This window comes from Novacetimonas sp. GS1 (assembly GCF_036686925.1).
Taxonomy (GTDB): domain Bacteria; phylum Pseudomonadota; class Alphaproteobacteria; order Acetobacterales; family Acetobacteraceae; genus Novacetimonas; species Novacetimonas hansenii.
Genome location: NZ_VSZP01000001.1, coordinates 1,837,045 through 1,853,914, shown reverse-complemented (window position 1 = coordinate 1,853,914; position 16,870 = coordinate 1,837,045). Strand labels below are relative to the sequence as shown.

General features: G+C 59.3%; 16 protein-coding genes and 1 tRNA gene. 7 read left to right on the top strand and 10 right to left on the bottom strand.

The genetic code is table 11. From position 1 onward, the window contains the following. Positions 1-46 precede the first annotated feature (46 nt). The 4 genes from FYB92_RS08475 to FYB92_RS08460 form a co-directional block, all read right to left on the bottom strand. Positions 47-883: an IS5-like element IS1031C family transposase gene (locus tag FYB92_RS08475; RefSeq protein WP_332828476.1), complete on the bottom strand. Its 837-nt coding sequence runs from the start codon at positions 881-883 to the stop codon at positions 47-49. A gap of 224 nt (positions 884-1,107) precedes the next feature. Then, a complete protein-coding gene (locus tag FYB92_RS08470; RefSeq protein ID WP_332828475.1) occupies positions 1,108-1,296 on the bottom strand; it encodes a hypothetical protein in 189 nt (62 codons plus the stop codon). A gap of 191 nt (positions 1,297-1,487) precedes the next feature. After that, complete coding sequence (locus FYB92_RS08465) at positions 1,488-3,425, bottom strand: hypothetical protein (protein ID WP_332828474.1); 1,938 nt, start codon at positions 3,423-3,425, stop codon at positions 1,488-1,490. A gap of 62 nt (positions 3,426-3,487) precedes the next feature. After that, on the bottom strand, positions 3,488-3,685 hold the full coding sequence (locus FYB92_RS08460; protein ID WP_332828473.1) for a hypothetical protein: 198 nt from the start codon (positions 3,683-3,685) through the stop codon (positions 3,488-3,490). A gap of 367 nt (positions 3,686-4,052) precedes the next feature. Here FYB92_RS08460 and FYB92_RS08455 point away from each other — a divergent pair. After that, a tRNA-Ser gene (locus tag FYB92_RS08455) sits at positions 4,053-4,142 on the top strand. A gap of 325 nt (positions 4,143-4,467) precedes the next feature. Here FYB92_RS08455 and FYB92_RS08450 read toward each other — a convergent pair. From FYB92_RS08450 to FYB92_RS08435, 4 genes are all read right to left on the bottom strand, one after another. After that, positions 4,468-5,754, bottom strand: a complete 1,287-nt coding sequence (locus FYB92_RS08450; RefSeq protein WP_075632668.1) for a DEAD/DEAH box helicase — start codon at positions 5,752-5,754, stop codon at positions 4,468-4,470. 322 nt (positions 5,755-6,076) lie between these two features. Continuing rightward, positions 6,077-6,685 carry a nitroreductase family protein gene (locus FYB92_RS08445; RefSeq protein WP_332828472.1) on the bottom strand — a complete coding sequence of 203 codons (609 nt, stop codon included), beginning with the start codon at positions 6,683-6,685 and terminating at the stop codon, positions 6,077-6,079. A gap of 38 nt (positions 6,686-6,723) precedes the next feature. Beyond that, positions 6,724-7,353: a methionine biosynthesis protein MetW gene (metW, locus tag FYB92_RS08440; RefSeq protein ID WP_332828471.1), complete on the bottom strand. Its 630-nt coding sequence runs from the start codon at positions 7,351-7,353 to the stop codon at positions 6,724-6,726. A gap of 2 nt (positions 7,354-7,355) precedes the next feature. Continuing rightward, positions 7,356-8,522 (bottom strand): homoserine O-acetyltransferase, encoded by a 1,167-nt coding sequence (locus FYB92_RS08435; RefSeq protein WP_062808972.1) that lies wholly within the window; start codon positions 8,520-8,522, stop codon positions 7,356-7,358. A 277-nt stretch (positions 8,523-8,799) separates the two neighbouring features. On the opposite strand from FYB92_RS08435, the gene FYB92_RS08430 reads away from it, so the two are divergent. Continuing rightward, positions 8,800-9,231, top strand: a complete 432-nt coding sequence (locus FYB92_RS08430; protein ID WP_040511989.1) for an OsmC family peroxiredoxin — start codon at positions 8,800-8,802, stop codon at positions 9,229-9,231. A 90-nt stretch (positions 9,232-9,321) separates the two neighbouring features. Here the strand turns inward: FYB92_RS08430 and aroC are convergent, their stop codons facing one another. Continuing rightward, complete coding sequence (aroC, locus tag FYB92_RS08425; protein WP_332828470.1) at positions 9,322-10,395, bottom strand: chorismate synthase; 1,074 nt, start codon at positions 10,393-10,395, stop codon at positions 9,322-9,324. 28 nt (positions 10,396-10,423) lie between these two features. Beyond that, on the bottom strand, positions 10,424-11,263 hold the full coding sequence (gene fabI / locus FYB92_RS08420; protein WP_075595268.1) for an enoyl-ACP reductase FabI: 840 nt from the start codon (positions 11,261-11,263) through the stop codon (positions 10,424-10,426). Between the two features lie 195 nt (positions 11,264-11,458). Between fabI and pdxH the strand changes: the two genes are divergently transcribed. The 5 genes from pdxH to cysC all read left to right on the top strand — a co-directional run bounded on the left by pdxH (position 11,459) and on the right by cysC (position 16,690). Continuing rightward, positions 11,459-12,067 (top strand): pyridoxamine 5'-phosphate oxidase, encoded by a 609-nt coding sequence (gene pdxH, locus FYB92_RS08415; protein ID WP_003620279.1) that lies wholly within the window; start codon positions 11,459-11,461, stop codon positions 12,065-12,067. A gap of 82 nt (positions 12,068-12,149) precedes the next feature. Further along, positions 12,150-13,031, top strand: coding sequence for a universal stress protein (locus FYB92_RS08410; RefSeq protein ID WP_003620280.1), 882 nt, complete (start codon positions 12,150-12,152; stop codon positions 13,029-13,031). Positions 13,032-13,191: 160 nt separating this feature from the next. Further along, a complete protein-coding gene (locus FYB92_RS08405) occupies positions 13,192-13,887 on the top strand; it encodes a phosphoadenylyl-sulfate reductase (RefSeq protein ID WP_332828469.1) in 696 nt (231 codons plus the stop codon). Between the two features lie 96 nt (positions 13,888-13,983). Beyond that, the gene (gene cysD / locus FYB92_RS08400) at positions 13,984-14,778 is read left to right on the top strand and encodes a sulfate adenylyltransferase subunit CysD (protein WP_003620283.1); all 795 of its coding nucleotides are present in this window, start codon (positions 13,984-13,986) and stop codon (positions 14,776-14,778) included. Positions 14,779-14,806: 28 nt separating this feature from the next. Further along, the gene (gene cysC, locus FYB92_RS08395) at positions 14,807-16,690 is read left to right on the top strand and encodes an adenylyl-sulfate kinase (protein ID WP_040510829.1); all 1,884 of its coding nucleotides are present in this window, start codon (positions 14,807-14,809) and stop codon (positions 16,688-16,690) included. Positions 16,691-16,870: the final 180 nt, after the last annotated feature.

The following is a 16,870-nucleotide window of genomic DNA, read 5'->3' as shown; positions in this document are numbered from 1 at the left end:
ATCACTTGTTTTCAAACACTCTCTTAGAGCCTGATTCGAAAGTTTTTCAGCACTGACAATGCCTTGCGGTTCTGCGGGTCAGCATGCGGATTGAGGCGATCAAAGTCCACGCTGTTGATGAGGCTATGGACTTTTCCCAGTCTTTGGCGAGCCGCCTGCATCGACCGAGCCAGGCGAATGTTCGTTCGACCACCCAGCGGCGAGGCAGGATTTCAAAGCCCCTGCCTGTGTCTGATCGCCTGATGATTTCGACCGTCCATTTTCCCATGCTGGCGAGCGTGGATCGCAGTTTATTACCGGCATAGCCGCCATCGGCGAAGATGTGGCGAAGCCATGGAAAGTGTTTGCGTATTGCCGCCAGGACATCGACAGCCCCGTCACGATCCTGAATGTCAGCGGCATGAACAAGGAGGAAGATCAGGAAGCCGCAGGTATCCGTCAGAATATGGCGCTTGCGACCTTTGACCTTCTTTCCAGCGTCATAACCGGAAATTCCCCCACTTTCCGTGGTTTTCACCGACTGGCTATCAATCACGCCCGCGCTCGGGGAGGCCTTACGCCCTTCGATCTCCCGCAGGTTCATGACCAGTAATGTGTTCATCGCTTCGAACAGTCCGGCATCACGCCATGCGTAAAAGTAGCGCCTGACGGTCGAGACCGGTGGAAAGCATTTCGGCAGCAGACGCCACGCACACCCACCCGAGGCGATATAGAGTATCGCGTTTACAACCTCGCGCATATCCGCCGTGCGAGGCCGTCCGCCCCGTTTCGCCGGGGGCACGAACGGCATAATCAAAGCCCACTCCGCATCCGTCATATCCGATGGATATCGCAATCCCTCCCGGCTATGTTCGTGTCGGGCAATACCAGTCCATGCCACCATTCACTCCATCTCTTCGCAAAGACGGATGAATCACAACATGCCGGTATTGTTCAAAAACTTTCGGATCAGGCTCTTAGGTTACTGCCGTGCCTCCCCATCTGCGGGTACCGGACCGAGGACGATATTGTTGCCCACGATGATTGCACTGGGGAATGTTTCGTTTATTGCGCAGACCGACCACCATGCAGTGCAGGCATTGCCCCCAGCCCCAGCCGAGCACATAATCAGCGCCCGTCCATTACACCGCCCTGTCCCGTTTCGGTGAGCTCATACATACTGCCATCAGCATCGGTCAGATACGCGCCATCAGAGATGGAGCGTATATATCCGTTTCCCATCTCCAGCGCATAGAACTGTGTGTTATTGTAGGCGCAAGATACCAGACGCAGCAGATTGGCCGCATCCTTCACCACACCGATATGTTGTGTACCTGTCCGGTTACTGGCACCACATTGCACATGCACGAAGAAGTTGGTGAGTTCACACGCGCCCGTCTGCTACTTTTCCATATCCGATCGGAAGCGCAGCATGAGCGAGATCATGCCCGCAGCAAAAGCCGGACGATAGGAGATGGCGGCATTCGGGCCGGATGGAATGCGCGTCATCAGTGCAGGTACCAGCACGATCGCGGCGTATAAATCGCCTCTACATATGCATATTTCGCAAGGATATAGCGATTGCAGATATTTGCATTGGTACCGAAAGTGATGGAACCACTTGTCTGATTATGCAGAAATACATGGCGTCCAAACCATCCGCCGACCAAGGTTTCCACAGTCGCCCCGTCTGACGTATTAAACTCGGCATAATCCGCGATATTCGCAGGAAGTGTAGATATGGTCGATGCCGCGATAATGGACATCGTTCTGTCCGGGCCGATGTTATGCGCGATTTCTGCCGCCACCACGTTCGCATCGCTGACGGTGAAATTGATCGGATACGCGATGCCGTTCATGTCGTTGCCGACAATGACCGTATGATCGTTTGCGCCTGCTGCTGAAACCCCTATGGCAGAATTGCCTGTCCCCTCGCCCCCACAGGATGAGGGCATGCGGTTGTTCGTGATAATGAATCCTGAATCGCCCTTCGATATAAAAACGCCTGTTCCAGAAGAACTGTTACCGCAGAACTGGCTGCCTGTTATGGTAACATTTTGCACACCCGTCCCGGCATGGAATGCGTCGCCATTCGCCAGGTAGAAGCGATGCCCCACGAACATGTACCCATTGACGTTGCCCCCGCCATTATTATTGATGGCGACATCCATGCTCTGCGCGTTAGCGGTCCATGACCCATCGAATTTCATGTCTGATGCCGTGGAAGTCGCCGCCCCCGTATCAATTTCCATCCCATATTGCTGCGCGGAATCCGAAAGGACCGTATTGGATGCAAACATATGAAAAACGGTCTGCTTTGCCTGCGGGTTAATAAGGGTCCCGATCTTTCCGCCAACCATGTCGTTGTTCTGTAACGTCAGGCCACCAGCATCCAGTATTTCGGTAAGAATGGCAGATGACGCATTAGTAGCGCCCGCGAAATAATCACCACTTACCGTGGTATTGATGATTCTCGGGTCCGTATTATTCCCCCCTGTCGACCCATGCCCGACACGGATGCCGACTGCTTTCACACCCTGAATGAAGACGGTATCGACCGTGACATTGTTCCCAGACATGTCGATCCCGTAATATGTACCGCCCTCGATCTGAAGATGGTCGATCTGGGATGAAACAGGCGCATTGGTGGCCGCATCAATCGGGTATTTCTGTGCCGATGTTACACCGCTGACGTTAATATACAGATCAGACAATCGGCTTCCGACCCATGAGTTCGTGACGTTATTCCCTGTAAAAAGAATCTGGGAATTATCACCAAAGATCAGTTCTGATCCTGACATACCGGTTCCCGACAGCCAGACCCCACGCGGCAGATTGACGGTTCCGGTAATGACACAGGCTTTACCAGGGATAAGGACGTGATGCAGGACACTGCCACCAGATCCGGTTTTTGTATCTGCAACCGCAGCAGTCGCCGCATTGAATGCCACCGTATCATCGGTCGTGCCGTCACATTTCGCCCCGAAATCCAGAACAGACAGGGCTTCCCCAAACTTGTCGGACACCAGGCGTGCATCAGGAGCATTGAGCGGAATGGAGGTGGATGCACCGATATTCATCCCGACTGCCGTGCCGTTCGTAATCGTAGGCCTGCTTAGCACTTGCCCTGTCGCGATGCCGCCATTGATGGTCGGTGTCGTCAGGCTCTGCCCCATTGCGGCGCCACCATGGATTGTTGGCGTTGTCAGGATCTGGTTAATGGAAGTGTCATCATTCCTGTTCAGCTTGAGCGCTTCCCCATCGCTGGCGCGCAGGATTTCATTTTCCAACGCCTGCCCAAGCGGCACCCCGTTATAAAGCAGTGCAGACTTCCAATCCGCAAGCGACGGGATATAGTTCTGCGTCCATTGGGATGGAGGCACCGGGGAACGCGCCTGCGCGCTGATGGGAACCAGCAGGGAAAGCGCCAGCGCAATATGTTTCATAATTCGGTCTCTCCATCGCCTGATCCTTGGCCGAGGGCGACTGCATTCTGGTAGGGCCTGCGTCATCCGATCGGACTGTCACCAATCGCAAGGATACCAAGGCGGCTGTGAGACATGTCGGCCGCAATATACTGGCTGTCACGGTTGGCGATATCGCGCGGTGCAAGGCCTGTGTTCTGCACGCCATTCAGCCTATCCGCAAGCATCAGATCTGCAAGAGGCGTCTGGTCCATGCGCATCAACACGATCAGGCGGTCCATATCGTCAGGGGTTCCCCAACCGCGATATCGTCGCCTATCGCAATGCGACCTCGAATTACGGGCACACCATGCGCCGCATCGCCGCATGGTGTGCAGCCAGGGGCATTCCGTTTTCCCGCTTCCGCATCCGTGACCTGCGCCATCCGGTGGTTCTAAGGCCGGTGGGGACATCTACCGGCTGAATCGCCATTGGGGGCACATCTCGGTCAAGATGACCGAGATCTACCTGTTCGTCCTGACAGCAGATGAGTTGGACCCTGTGCTGCATGTCGGTACAGAAGCAGGCATAGAAGCCCCATGAAGACAGCGGTTTTTGTACGCCCTACCCCTAGACGGCAGCGGAATACCTAGCTAAACAAGCCTCTATGGAGAGGTGGCCGAGCGGTTGAAGGCAGCGGTCTTGAAAACCGCCGTGCGTGTGAGCGTACCGTGGGTTCGAATCCCACCCTCTCCGCCATGCGCCCTTCTGCACGGCCAAGTTTTCATTTCACAGAACATAGACGATATGTGAACCGGAATGCCGGACCAAGAGATGCTGCCTTATAGGCAATATCTGCCTTATATTTCCGCGCATTTCTCCAATGCAAGAATGATTTTATATATAATCTGTATTCATGATGTTTTTACTGACATCAGCCACTGAACACACCAGAAATATATTGACAGACGACCGCACTTACTTTCGTTGTTACTTTTCCATACATCATGGGAAGGTTTAAATACAAAAAGCCCGCATCCGGGATGGATGCGGGCTTTTGCGTCATAGCAGACGCGTTATCGCATCAGGCGACGCGACGCCCCCCGCTGCGTGGACCACCATGACCACCGGGACGACCGCCGCGACCATTGCCGCCGCCACCGCCCGAGCGACCGCCACGCCCGCGACCACCACCGCCCAGCACCGGAGGACGCATCGTGGAATTAGCCGCCGCCTCGGAATGATAGGGATGTTCCAACACGACCGGAATCTTCTTGCCGATCGTCTTTTCAATATCGCGCAACCATGCACGCTGTTCTGCATCGCACAGCGAAACGGCCCAGCCATCACGCCCCGCACGCGCGGTGCGACCAATGCGGTGCACATAGCTTTCGGGAACATTCGGCAGGTCATAATTAAAGACATGCGTTACGTCATCGACATCAATGCCACGTGCGGCGATATCGGTGGCAACCAGCACCTTCACCGCGCCGGAACGGAAACCCGACATCGCACGTTCACGCGCACCCTGCGACTTGTTGCCGTGGATGGCTTCCGCCGTGATGCCATGTTCATTCAGGAACGCGGCAACCTTGTTGGCCTCATGCTTCATCAGGGTGAATACGACAGCGCGTTCAACCTTGGGCGAGTCCACCAGCAGCTTCAGCGCCTCGCGCTTGTTGCCCGTGTCCACATACATAACAGCCTGACGGATACGGTCCACCGTGCTGGACGGCGGTGTCACCTGTACCGTGGCGGGATCACGCAACAGGCCATGCGCCAGTTCGGAGATGCTCTTGGGCATCGTCGCGGAAAACAGCAGGGTCTGGCGATCGGTCGGCAGGGTGGCGACAATCTTGCGAATATCGCGGACAAAGCCCATGTCGAGCATCCGGTCGGCCTCGTCAAGGACAAGGATCTCAAGCCCGGCAAGATCGACATGCCCCTGCCCCATCAGGTCAAGCAGACGGCCCGGGGCTGCAACCAGCACATCAACGCCGCGACGCAGGGCCTCGATCTGTCGTCCCTGCCCCACTCCACCGAATACCACGGCATGGGTGAACTTCATGTGCCGCGCATACGAAGCAAAGCTGTCCGCGATCTGTGACGCCAGTTCGCGCGTCGGCGCAAGCACCAGCGCACGCGCCCCCTTGGGGTGGGCGCGGCCCTTGCTGGTCAGCAGGTGATTGAGGATCGGCAGCGCGAAGGCCGCCGTCTTGCCAGTGCCGGTTTGCGCCAGCCCGAGCAGGTCACGCCCCTGAAGCAGATAGGGGATTGCACCAGCCTGAATCGGGGTGGGCGTGGTATAGCCTTCCTCGTTGAGGGCACGCAGCAGCGGCTCCGCAAGATGAAGATCGGCGAACGTTGTCATGAAAAGCGCCTCCTGGCGCAAGGAAATATGGCCGGAAACGTCACGACAGCATGCGCGTCCGGAAAAACCTGATGAAGGAACACAAGACCTGCCCCTGCCGGTTCGCGCGGGGCGGCCGTCTGTCGTCGCAAAGTATCAGGTGTCGGGATGTAACTGGTCCTGTCGCTTCTGTCGTGTCCCCCGCGTCAAGGACACGCGCCTACATACCAGCAACCGGGACAGGCGCGGTCCGTCCCTTGGCGCGGCTTCTATCGGTTTGTGTCCATGCCCGCAAGTTTTTTCCACCACCCCACCCTGTCGGGCGCGGTGATGGGGATGGAATTCAGGATGGGAAACGATCGGTAAGGATGACTTCGGCATCAGGCAGGGCGCCCACGCGTGGCAGTGCGTCCTGCGTGGCACGGCCGATCACGACGAACATCGCCACTACATGGTCGTGCGGCAGGTTGATCAGCTTTCCCACGGCGTCATAGTCAAATCCATCCATGGGACAGGTCTGGTATCCGCGTGCCGTCGCCGCCAGCATCAGCGTCTGTGCCGCAAGGCCCGCGCTGCGCATGGTTTCATCACGCTGCACCTGTTCACGCCCCTGGTAATAATCACGGATCATGCCCGCCATCTGGGCCTGCACCTCCGTGGGGGCGCCGTTGAAATAACGGGCCGGATCCTTTTTCCATGCCGCCATGTCGGCACATACGACCACCAGCACGGACGCATCTGTGACCTGTGCCTGGTCCCACGCCACCTTGCGCAGTTCCGCGCGCAGGGCCGGGTCCTTCACCACGACGTACCGGCAATGCTGAATGTTGAAGGCACTGGGCGCATGCCTGGCCGCATGCAGCAGCGTCGTGAGTTCGGCCTCCTCAAGGCGATAGGTAGGATCATATGCCCTTATTGCGCGACGCGTGCGGATTGCCTCGAATGTATCCATGACCTTGTTCCCTTCTGTCCTGATTTATGTCCGGGACGTCACGTTGTTCCCGATGCGCCGAGATGCGTATCCCCGCGACGCAGCAGGAACAGTGCCTGTTCCCCGAACAGGTTGGCCAACCGGATGGAACGCCGCCATGGCGCACGTTCCCCATCCTCATCCACGGCCATCCATTCCTGCACAACGTAGCCTTCGTCACGACACAAGGTCAAAAAATCCAGAATCGTGCAGGGATGGATATTGGGGGTTTCATACCATGGCGTATCCCACACCGCCGTCATCGGCATGCGTCCGCTTAGCAACAGCTTGAAGCGAAGCTGCCAGTGACCGAAATTCGGGAACGACACGATGGCATGACGCCCGATCCGCAGCATCTGGCGCAATACCTCACGAGGGCGTTCGACGGCCTGCAACGTACGCTGAAGCACCACATAATCAAACGCATCATCGGGATAGTGTTCCAGGTCATGATCGGCATCCCCATGCATGACCGGCAACCCGTGCGCGACCGAACGCGTGACCTCCTGCATGTCGATCTCGATCCCGCGCGCATCGCATCCACTGACGCGGAACAGGTAATCCAACAGCAGTCCGTCACCACTGCCGATATCAAGCACCCTCGTCCCCGGCCGGATCATCCCGGCGATCAGTTTCTGGTCAAGACGCATGGTCAGGCAATCCGCGCATATTCTGCCGCCCCGGCCACAAATCCCCGGATGGTGCGGTCAAGATCAGGTTCATCAAGCAAGAAAGCATCATGCCCCTTGTCGCTGTCGATCTCGACAAAGGAAACATTGGCCGCGACCCGGTTCAGCGCACGCGCCAGCAGCCGTGCCTGTGACGTGGGGAACAACCAGTCTGAAGAAAACGAGACAATGCAAAAGCGCGTATGCGTTCCCCGGAACGGTCGCGACAGGTCGCCTTCATACTCCGCCCCGATGTCAAAGTAATCCATGGCCCGGGTAATGGTCAGATACGAATTGGCGTCAAAACGGCGGACAAAGGTGGACCCCTGATGCCGCAGGTAGCTTTCGACCTCGAACATCTCCCCGAACAGGGAACCTGGATTGGCCCCTGTGCCCTGTGGGGCGCTGCGGACGCGTCGCCCGAATTTACGGTTCAGCGCCTCTTCGGACAGGTAGGTGATGTGCGCCATCATCCGCGCAACCGCCAACCCACGTGCCGGGATCGCGTCATGTTCCCAGTACCGGCCACCATACCATTGCGGATCGGCGAAGATCGCCTGTCGGCTGACCTCGTTAAAGGCGATATTCTGTGCGGAATGAAAGGGCGCTGTCGCAATCGGGATCGCGGCGAACACCATTTCTGGAAAAGCAGCCGCCCATTCCAGCACCTGCATTCCCCCCATGGAACCACCAAGCACCGCGAACAGTCGGGTAATGCCCATATGGTCGATCAGCAGCTTTTGCGCCTGCACCATGTCGCGAATCGTGATAGGCGGAAAATCCGTGCCCCACGGTTCACACCGGCCATCAGGACATGGCCGCGGGGAACGCGGCCCGGTGCTCCCCATGCACCCACCAAGAACATTGATGCAGATGACGAAGAAGCGATCCGTATCAATCGGCAGGCCCGGCCCGACAAGGCGGCTCCACCATCCCGGCTTTCCCGTCAGGGGATGTGGTTCGGCCACATACTGATCCCCCGTCAGGGCATGGCAGATGAGGATCGCATTATCACGGCGGGGCGAAAGCGTGCCATAAGTGCGATAGGCCACCTCTACCGGGGCAAGGTGGAAGCCGCATTCAAGCATCAGGCCATCGGGAAACGCCACATGCTGATGCGAAAGGTACGATGCGGAAACGGTCTGGTCCATGGTCAAGCCGGCATCCCGTCAACACGTGACATGGACAGGTCGCCATGCCCCGATCCCCTGCGAACTCAGGGTGCAGCGGTATGGCATCTGCACGCAACATGCGCAAGATTTCCATATCAGGAATGCCCCCGCCCGACAGGCAGTCGCATTTGCCCATCACAGCAGCGTGACACCGGCACTCTCAACCTTCATGACATATGACCGTTATAACGCGATGTCCTTGCTACGACCGACCTCCCACGGTCGTAGCCTTCCCCAGCAGACGGAGCATGACATCATGGCAATCAAGAAATACGGCACGGCACAGTGGACCGGGGGCCTGAAGGATGGGAAGGGAAACGTCTCGACCGAAAGCGGTGCCCTGTCCAAGCAACCCTATGGCTTCAACACCCGCTTTGAGGCCACACCCGGCACCAACCCCGAAGAACTGATCGGTGCGGCGCATGCGGCATGCTTCGCCATGGCGCTTTCCGGCGTTCTGGGCAGCAAGAACATCACGGCGGATCTGCTGGAAACCAAATCCACCGTAACGCTGGAAAAGAAGGATGACGGGTTTGCGGTGACTGCCGTGCATCTGGACCTGCATGCAACGGTGCAGGACATCGACTTCGCCGCATTCAGCGAACTGGCCAATACGGCCAAGGCCGGGTGCCCGATCTCCAAACTGCTGAACGCCCCCATCACGCTTGAAATCGTGCTGGAACAGTAATTCACCAAGACGCCAAGGGTCGCCTTTATCCCCAGATAAGGCGACATCCCCTGATCCCCCTTATCAGGCCTCATAAACGCCCTGTAGAGTTCAGCTTCCCACCTGTCCCCTGTGCCGCAGCAGGTGATCGGCCAGTACACAGGCCATCATCGCCTCGCCCACCGGCACGGCGCGGATACCGACACACGGGTCATGGCGCCCCTTTGTCATGACATCCACGTTTTCGCCCGATCGCGTGACTGACGGTACGGGGGTCAGGATCGAACTTGTCGGCTTGACGGCGAAACGCGCGACGACAGGCTGCCCCGTGGAAATCCCGCCCAGTATGCCGCCCGCATGGTTGGAGGCGAACTCCAGCATATCGTCGCGCATGCGCATCGGATCGGCATTTTCTTCCCCCGTCAGGGCAGCCGCGGCAAAACCTTCGCCGATTTCAACCCCCTTGACGGCATTGATGCTCATCAACGCCATGGCAAGATCGGAATCCAGCTTGCCATAGATCGGTGCGCCAAGCCCCGGGGGCACACCTTCGGCCACAACCTCGATCACCGCACCGATGGAAGAACCGGCCTTACGCACATCCGCCAGCAGGTCTTCCCATTGCACCAGAGCAACCGGATCAGGACAGAACAGCGGGTTGCGCGACACAAGGTCCCAGTCCCAGCGCGCGCGCTCCACCTTGTGCGCGCCGACCTGCACCAGGGCCGCGCGGATACGGATCCCCTGTCCCAGCACCTTGCGCGCCACGGCGCCAGCGGCAACACGCATCGCCGTTTCCCGTGCGGAAGAACGCCCCCCGCCACGATAATCACGGATGCCATATTTGCGGTCATAGGTAACATCGGCATGGCCGGGGCGGTACCGTCCGGCAATATCGCCATAATCACGCGACCGCTGATCGGTATTATGGATCATCAGGGAAATCGGCGTCCCTGTTGTCTGCCCCTCGAACACACCGGACAGGATCTCCACCCTGTCCGCTTCCTGCCGCTGTGTCGTGAATTTCGACTGCCCCGGCCTGCGGCGGTCCAGCCAGGGCTGGATGTCCGCCTCGCTCAGCGACAGGCGCGGCGGGCATCCATCAACTACGCAGCCAATCGCCGGCCCGTGGCTTTCACCCCAGGTCGTGACACGGAACATGTGTCCGAAGGTATTGTACGACATCGTGCTATGCCCTGCCGTGCTGGTGGTTTCAGCTTCCCGCGACGGTCATGTCAGGGGCCGTGGGATTTTTCATGCCCACGATATGATATCCCGAATCGACGTGGTGGATTTCCCCCGTCACCCCCCCCGACAGGTCGGACAGCATGTAAAGACCCGCACCACCCACTTCCTCCAGCGAAACATTACGTTCCAGCGGGGAGTTGTACTGGTTCCATTTCAGGATATAGCGGAAGTCCCCGATGCCATTGGCCGCCAGCGTCATGACCGGCCCTGCCGAGATGCCGTTGACACGGATGCCATCGGCGCCAAGGTCCACCGCCATGTAACGGACCGAAGCCTCCAGCGCGGCCTTGGCCACGCCCATCACGTTGTAATGCGGCATGACACGCTCCGCCCCCAGATAGGTCAGGGTCAGCAGCGAACCACCAGACTTCATCAGGCGTGCGGCACGACGCGCCACCGCGGTAAAGGAATAGCATGAAATGTCGAGCGCCTTGAGGAATGCCTCACGCGGGGTGTCGACATACCGGCCCCGCAGGAACTGCTTGTCGGCCCAGCCGATCGCATGCACCACGAAATCAATCTGCCCCCATTCCTTCTCGATCGCGGCGAAGGTGGCGTCGATGGCCGCGTCATCGCTGACATCACACGGCAGGACAAGGCTTGATCCCACAGATTCAGCCAGCGGCCGCACCCGCTTGCCCAATGCCTCCCCCTGATAGGTGAAGGCCAGTTCGCCGCCCTGCTCCGCCACGGCGCGGGCGATACCCCACGCGATGGAGCGGTCGTTCGCGACGCCCATGACAAGTCCGCGCTTGCCTTTCATCAAAGAACCTGTAGCGGAGATTTTGGCCGCGGCGTCTGACATGCTACTACCCTTGGTGGTGAATGGCGTATGAAATTTCGGCATGGTGGTCGCACAAGCCGAAGCATCGGACAAGGTCCGGTGCGTGGAATTGTAGCGATTAATCCCGCCGTCGTAATTTACCTTATATTTCGATATGTTTCGTACCGGACCATGCCCTGCCTGTCATAACGTGGTCCCCAGACCGGATAAACACACATGACCACCAAGCTGATTGACCTTGATGCGGACCCTTTCGCCCTGTTCGATGCCTGGATGCGCGACGCAGTGGCGCATGAACCCAATGACCCTAACGCCATGGCGCTGGCCACGGCCACACCGCAGGGACTGCCGTCGGTGCGGATGATCCTGCTCAAGGGTGCTGACCGGCGGGGGTTCGTGTTCTACACCAACCTCAACAGCCGCAAGGCGGCCGAGCTGAAGGCCAACCCCCATGCGGCCCTGCTGTTCCATTGGAAAAGCATCCGCCGCCAGATCCGTATCGAAGGCCCCGTCGAACCCGTCACCCCGGCAGAGGCTGATGCTTATTTCGCAAGCCGCAGCCGGATATCCCGCCTGGGCGCCATTGCGTCAGAACAGTCACACCCCCTGCCGGACCGGGCCGTGTTCGAAGCACGGCTGCGGAATCTGGAAGACCGTTATCCCACCGAGGATACCCAGATCCCGCGTCCCGCCAACTGGAGCGGCTTTCGCCTGGTGCCGGACAGCTTCGAATTCTGGCAGGACCGTCCCCATCGCCTGCATGACCGCGCAACATGGACCCGTACGGCCGGGACAGACTGGACCCGGCAGCGTCTTTATCCCTGAACTTGCGGCGTTCTTATCCGTTTCCTGAAAGAGTGAGTTTTATACGACACGAAAAACAGGAACGGATACGAAAGGGGCGTCCATGCACATCCGCAAGATATTGCTGCCTTTGTCCGGCGCGGAAAATGCCGGGAGCGCCCTTGCAATCGGGGTGATGTTCGCCCAGCGTTTCAACGCCCATATCGCCGGACTGCATGTCGGCAGCGACTGGCAGGAAGTCAGCCCCATGGCAGGCGAAGGCCTGTCGGGCGCCATGGTGCAGGAAATGATCGCAGCCGCCCTGCATGAAAGCGCGGGGCACCTGAAAGAGGTCCGCCAGGCATTTCATACCTTTATCGAGGGGGCTGGCCTGCCGATTGTTGCGCCGCGCTCCGCGCTTTCGACCATTCCGATGGACAGGCCAAGCGCCAGCTTCACAGCCATGGCGGGCAACATGTACACCGTTGTCGCACATCAGGCGCGGATGTCAGATATCGTCATCGTGCGCAACACCGGGGCCAGCGGACAGGTCTCCTCCTCTGACGCCCTGCATGCCACCCTGTTCGACAGCGGGCGCTGCGTTGTCGTCGCCCCCATCGAACGCCCCGTCAGCGTGGGGCGACGCATCTGCATCGCATGGAATGGCACGACAGAGGCCGCAACCGCCCTGCGCCATGCCCTGCCGTGGATTGTGGAAGCAGAGGAAGTACGCATCCTGTATAGCCGCAGCTACCAAAGGCTTGGCCCGGAGGCGCGGCACGTCAAACATTACCTGGACATCCATGGCGTGGACACGACCATGCATGAATTCCACGCAGATGGCCGCGGCGTGGGCGCCGCCCTGCTGGAGGCATGCCACGATTTCAATGCGGATATGATGGTCATGGGGGCCTACTCACACTCCCGCCTGCGCCAGATGATCCTTGGCGGTGTGACACGCCATGTGCTGGAAAACGGGAAACTATCCGTTTTCATGAGCCGTTAATGCACAGTTAAAAATAGTGCAATAAGGCACTCCAGAGCAGGATGCTTGCCATGCAGACAATGAAGAATATATATCATTCCCCTTGCATGCATGGGGATTAGTGATTAACTCCTCCCCAATTAACGATTAAATATCGTGAACTGCGGAGGGAGATCGCAAGGTGCAGGTTGATCCGTCAATTATACGATCCCTGCAGGCCGAGGGGAATACCGCACATGATGTCATGCGGATTGCCCTGACGGGTACGCTGCGTGGACGTATCGGGCTGGTGTCCTCCTTTGGTGCGGAATCCGCCGTCCTGCTGGCCCTCGCCGCCGAAATTGATCCGGCGGTCCCCGTCCTGTTCCTGCAGACCGGGCAGCATTTTCCCGAAACGCTGGAATACCGGCAGGATCTTGCACGCTTTCTTGGCCTGACCAATGTGCGCGATATCCACCCCGCCCCCCCCCAGATCCAGAACCGCGACCCCGAAGGGCAATTATGGGCTTTTGACCCCGATGCGTGCTGCGCCCTGCGCAAGGTCGAACCCCTTGACGAAGCCCTTATCCCGTTTGACGGATGGATTACCGGGCGCAAACGCACACAGGCCAGCACACGCGCCAACCTGCCACTGGTGGAAAACGCCGATGACGGTCGTATCAAGATCAATCCGCTGGCCCGCTGGACACCGCAGGAACTGGATGCGGAAATGACGCGCAGGAACCTGCCGCGCCATCCGCTCAGCCTGCGCGGTTATCCCTCGATCGGCTGCGCGCCATGCACCCTGCCCGTGGGTGCGGATGCGGACCCGCGTTCCGGGCGCTGGGCGGGTCAGAACAAGACCGAATGCGGCATCCACGTCCGCAAGGCCTCCTGACCCTTACGGCAAGGGCACCCGCTTTTATGGTAAACCTGTCTTTAACCTTATCATCCCGCCACTCCTTCTTCCCCGGAAAGGAAGGTCTGTAAGTCCATGGACGATCTCGATCAGCTCGAAGCGCAGAGCATTTTCATCCTCCGCGAGGCGTATCGCAAGCTCAAGCCACTGGCGATGCTCTGGTCGCTGGGCAAGGATTCCAACGTGATGGTATGGCTTGCGCGCAAGGCTTTCCTTGGTCGCGTGCCGTTTCCGGTCATGCATGTCGATACCGGCAAGAAATTTCCCGAAATGTACCAGTTCCGCGACGAATATACCAAGAAGTGGAACCTCGACCTGCTGCTTGGCGACTGCCCGGCCGTGGAAGAGATCGACCCGACCCTGCCGCCTGCCGCACGGTCCGCCGCGCGCAAGACGGCCGGCCTTGCCGCGATGATCGAAAAGCACAAGCTTGCAGGCGTCATCGCAGGTATCCGCCGCGATGAACAGGCCACCCGAGCGAAAGAACGTGTCTTCAGCCCCCGCGGTGCAGGCCACAAATGGGATGTGCGCAACCAGCCCCCCGAATTCTGGGACCAGTATGCAACCCCGCATGAAGCGGGCATGCATATCCGTGTCCATCCCCTGCTGTCATGGCGTGAGATCGACATCTGGCGTTATATCGAGCGCGAGGGCATTCCGCTGGTTGACCTGTATTTCGCCAAGGACGGCAAGCGTTATCGCTCCCTTGGGGATCAGGACATCACCAGCCCGGTGGAAAGCAATGCCAGCACCGTGGCCGAAGTGATTGCCGAACTGGAAACCTCGCGCACGTCGGAACGGGCGGGCCGCGCAATGGACCATGAATCCGAAGATGCGTTCGAGCGTCTTCGCGTTGCCGGTTATCTGTGAACGTCGGGCCGAGCGGAGTATCAAGGACATGAATACGATTTCCCCTCCCGCCTCGCAGGAGGCAGCGACACCGATCGTCATCGTCGGGCATGTGGATCATGGCAAATCCACCCTGATCGGGCGGCTGCTTTACGACACTGACAGCCTGCCTGACGGACGTGTGGCGCAGATCATTGAATCCAGCACCAAGCGTGGCCTGGCGGTTGAATGGAGCTTCCTGCTCGACAGCCTGCAGATCGAGCGTGACCAGGGTGTGACAGTCGATTCCACGCGCATTCCCTTCCGTCTGGGACACAGGCAGTTCGTCATTGTGGACGCACCGGGCCACCGGCAGTTCCTGCGCAACATGATCACGGGCGCCGCCGATGCCGAAGCGGCCGTGCTGGTGATTGACGCCGCCGAAGGCGCACAGGAACAGACCCGCCGCCATGCGATGCTGCTGCGCCTGATCGGCATCCGCCACGTGATCGTCCTGATGAACAAGGTCGATCTGCTGGATTATGACGAAGCGAAAATCACCGCCTCGGAAAAGAGTGTGGCCGCCCTGCTCAAGCAGTTGGAGATTGAACCGACCCTGTTCGTGCCGGCCTCCGCGCGCGAAGGCGACAATATCGCATCGCGTTCGGAACGGATGGCCTGGTACAAAGGCCCCACCCTGACCGAGGCCCTGGCCCTTGTCCCGTCGCCTTCGTCACGTGCCGACCTGCCGCTGCGCCTGCCGGTGCAGGACGTCTACCGCTTTGATACGCAACGCGTTGTTGTTGGCCGTATCGAACGCGGCAGCATCCATATCGGTGACAGCGTGGTGATCGGACGCCATGGCACGGTGGCCCGCGTTGCCACCATCGAAAGCTGGCATACCGCGCCACAGACCACTGCCATCGCGGGACAATCGGTGGCCATCACGCTGGAACCCGATGTGATCCCCGATCGCGGCGACCTCCTGTTCCCGCCTGACGAAGCCCCGTTGAGCAGCGCGCGCGTGCGTGCACGCCTGTTCTGGCTGCGTCAGGAACCGTTGCGTGTGGGGGAAAGCTTCCGCCTGCGCCTGGCGACGGCGGAACATCAGGTAACGGTCGCATCCATTGATTCCGTCGTGCGGCTGGAGGACCTGACCGAACATCCTGCCGATATCGTCCCGCCCGAAGGCTTTGCCGAAATCACGTTGGCGGTGTCCGAAACGATGCAGTTCGATCCCTTCGTGCCGGGAACGGCGGACGGGCGTGGCGTACTGGTGGACCGCAACCAGCAGATCGTCGGCGGTGTGCCGCTGATCGGTGTTGCGGACATCGCCGCCGGGACAAGGGCAATCCACCCGACCGGCAGCACGGTATCGACATGGGATCGCGCCCAGGCCAAGGGGCATCGTGGTGGCGTGTTCTGGATGACCGGCCTGCCTGGTGCGGGCAAGAGCACGATCGCCCGTGCGGCGGAAATGCAGCTTTTCTCACGCGGGGTCGATGTTTCGGTTCTGGATGGGGATACGCTGCGCGCGGGCCTGTGTTCCGACCTTGGCTTCAGCGAAGCGGACCGGCGCGAGAATGTCCGTCGCGCGGCGGCCGTGGCGCGTATCTTGGCCGACAGTGGGCAGGTCGTGCTGGTTGCCCTGATCTCCCCCACCCTTGCGGATCGCGAATGCGCACGCCAGATCGTGGGGGACGGGTTCCATGAGGTGTTCATCGACACCCCACGGGAAACCTGTGAAACACGTGATCCGAAGGGACTTTACGCAGCGGCCCGCGCGGGAAAGATTACCGGCTTTACCGGGATTGATGCCCCGTATGAGGCCCCCGATAAACCGGCACTGCGTCTGGTGACAGAAAAACGCGACCCGTCCGAGAGCGCACGTGACCTTGTCACGTTCATCACCCAGACGACCGCGCTGACGCAGCCCACTTCCGGCAACGCCTGAGGGATGGGCGGACGGGGCGGATGGGCACCTTCCACCGCCCTGCCCGCCCCTTTGCGGGATGGTCCGTCACCATGGTCATGCCGGTCGATATATCTGGATTTATGCGTAAATATAAAATATACACACATAACTGTATGAATTAAGCATGCCTCCATCCATAAGGGTGGAATATGCCGCCTG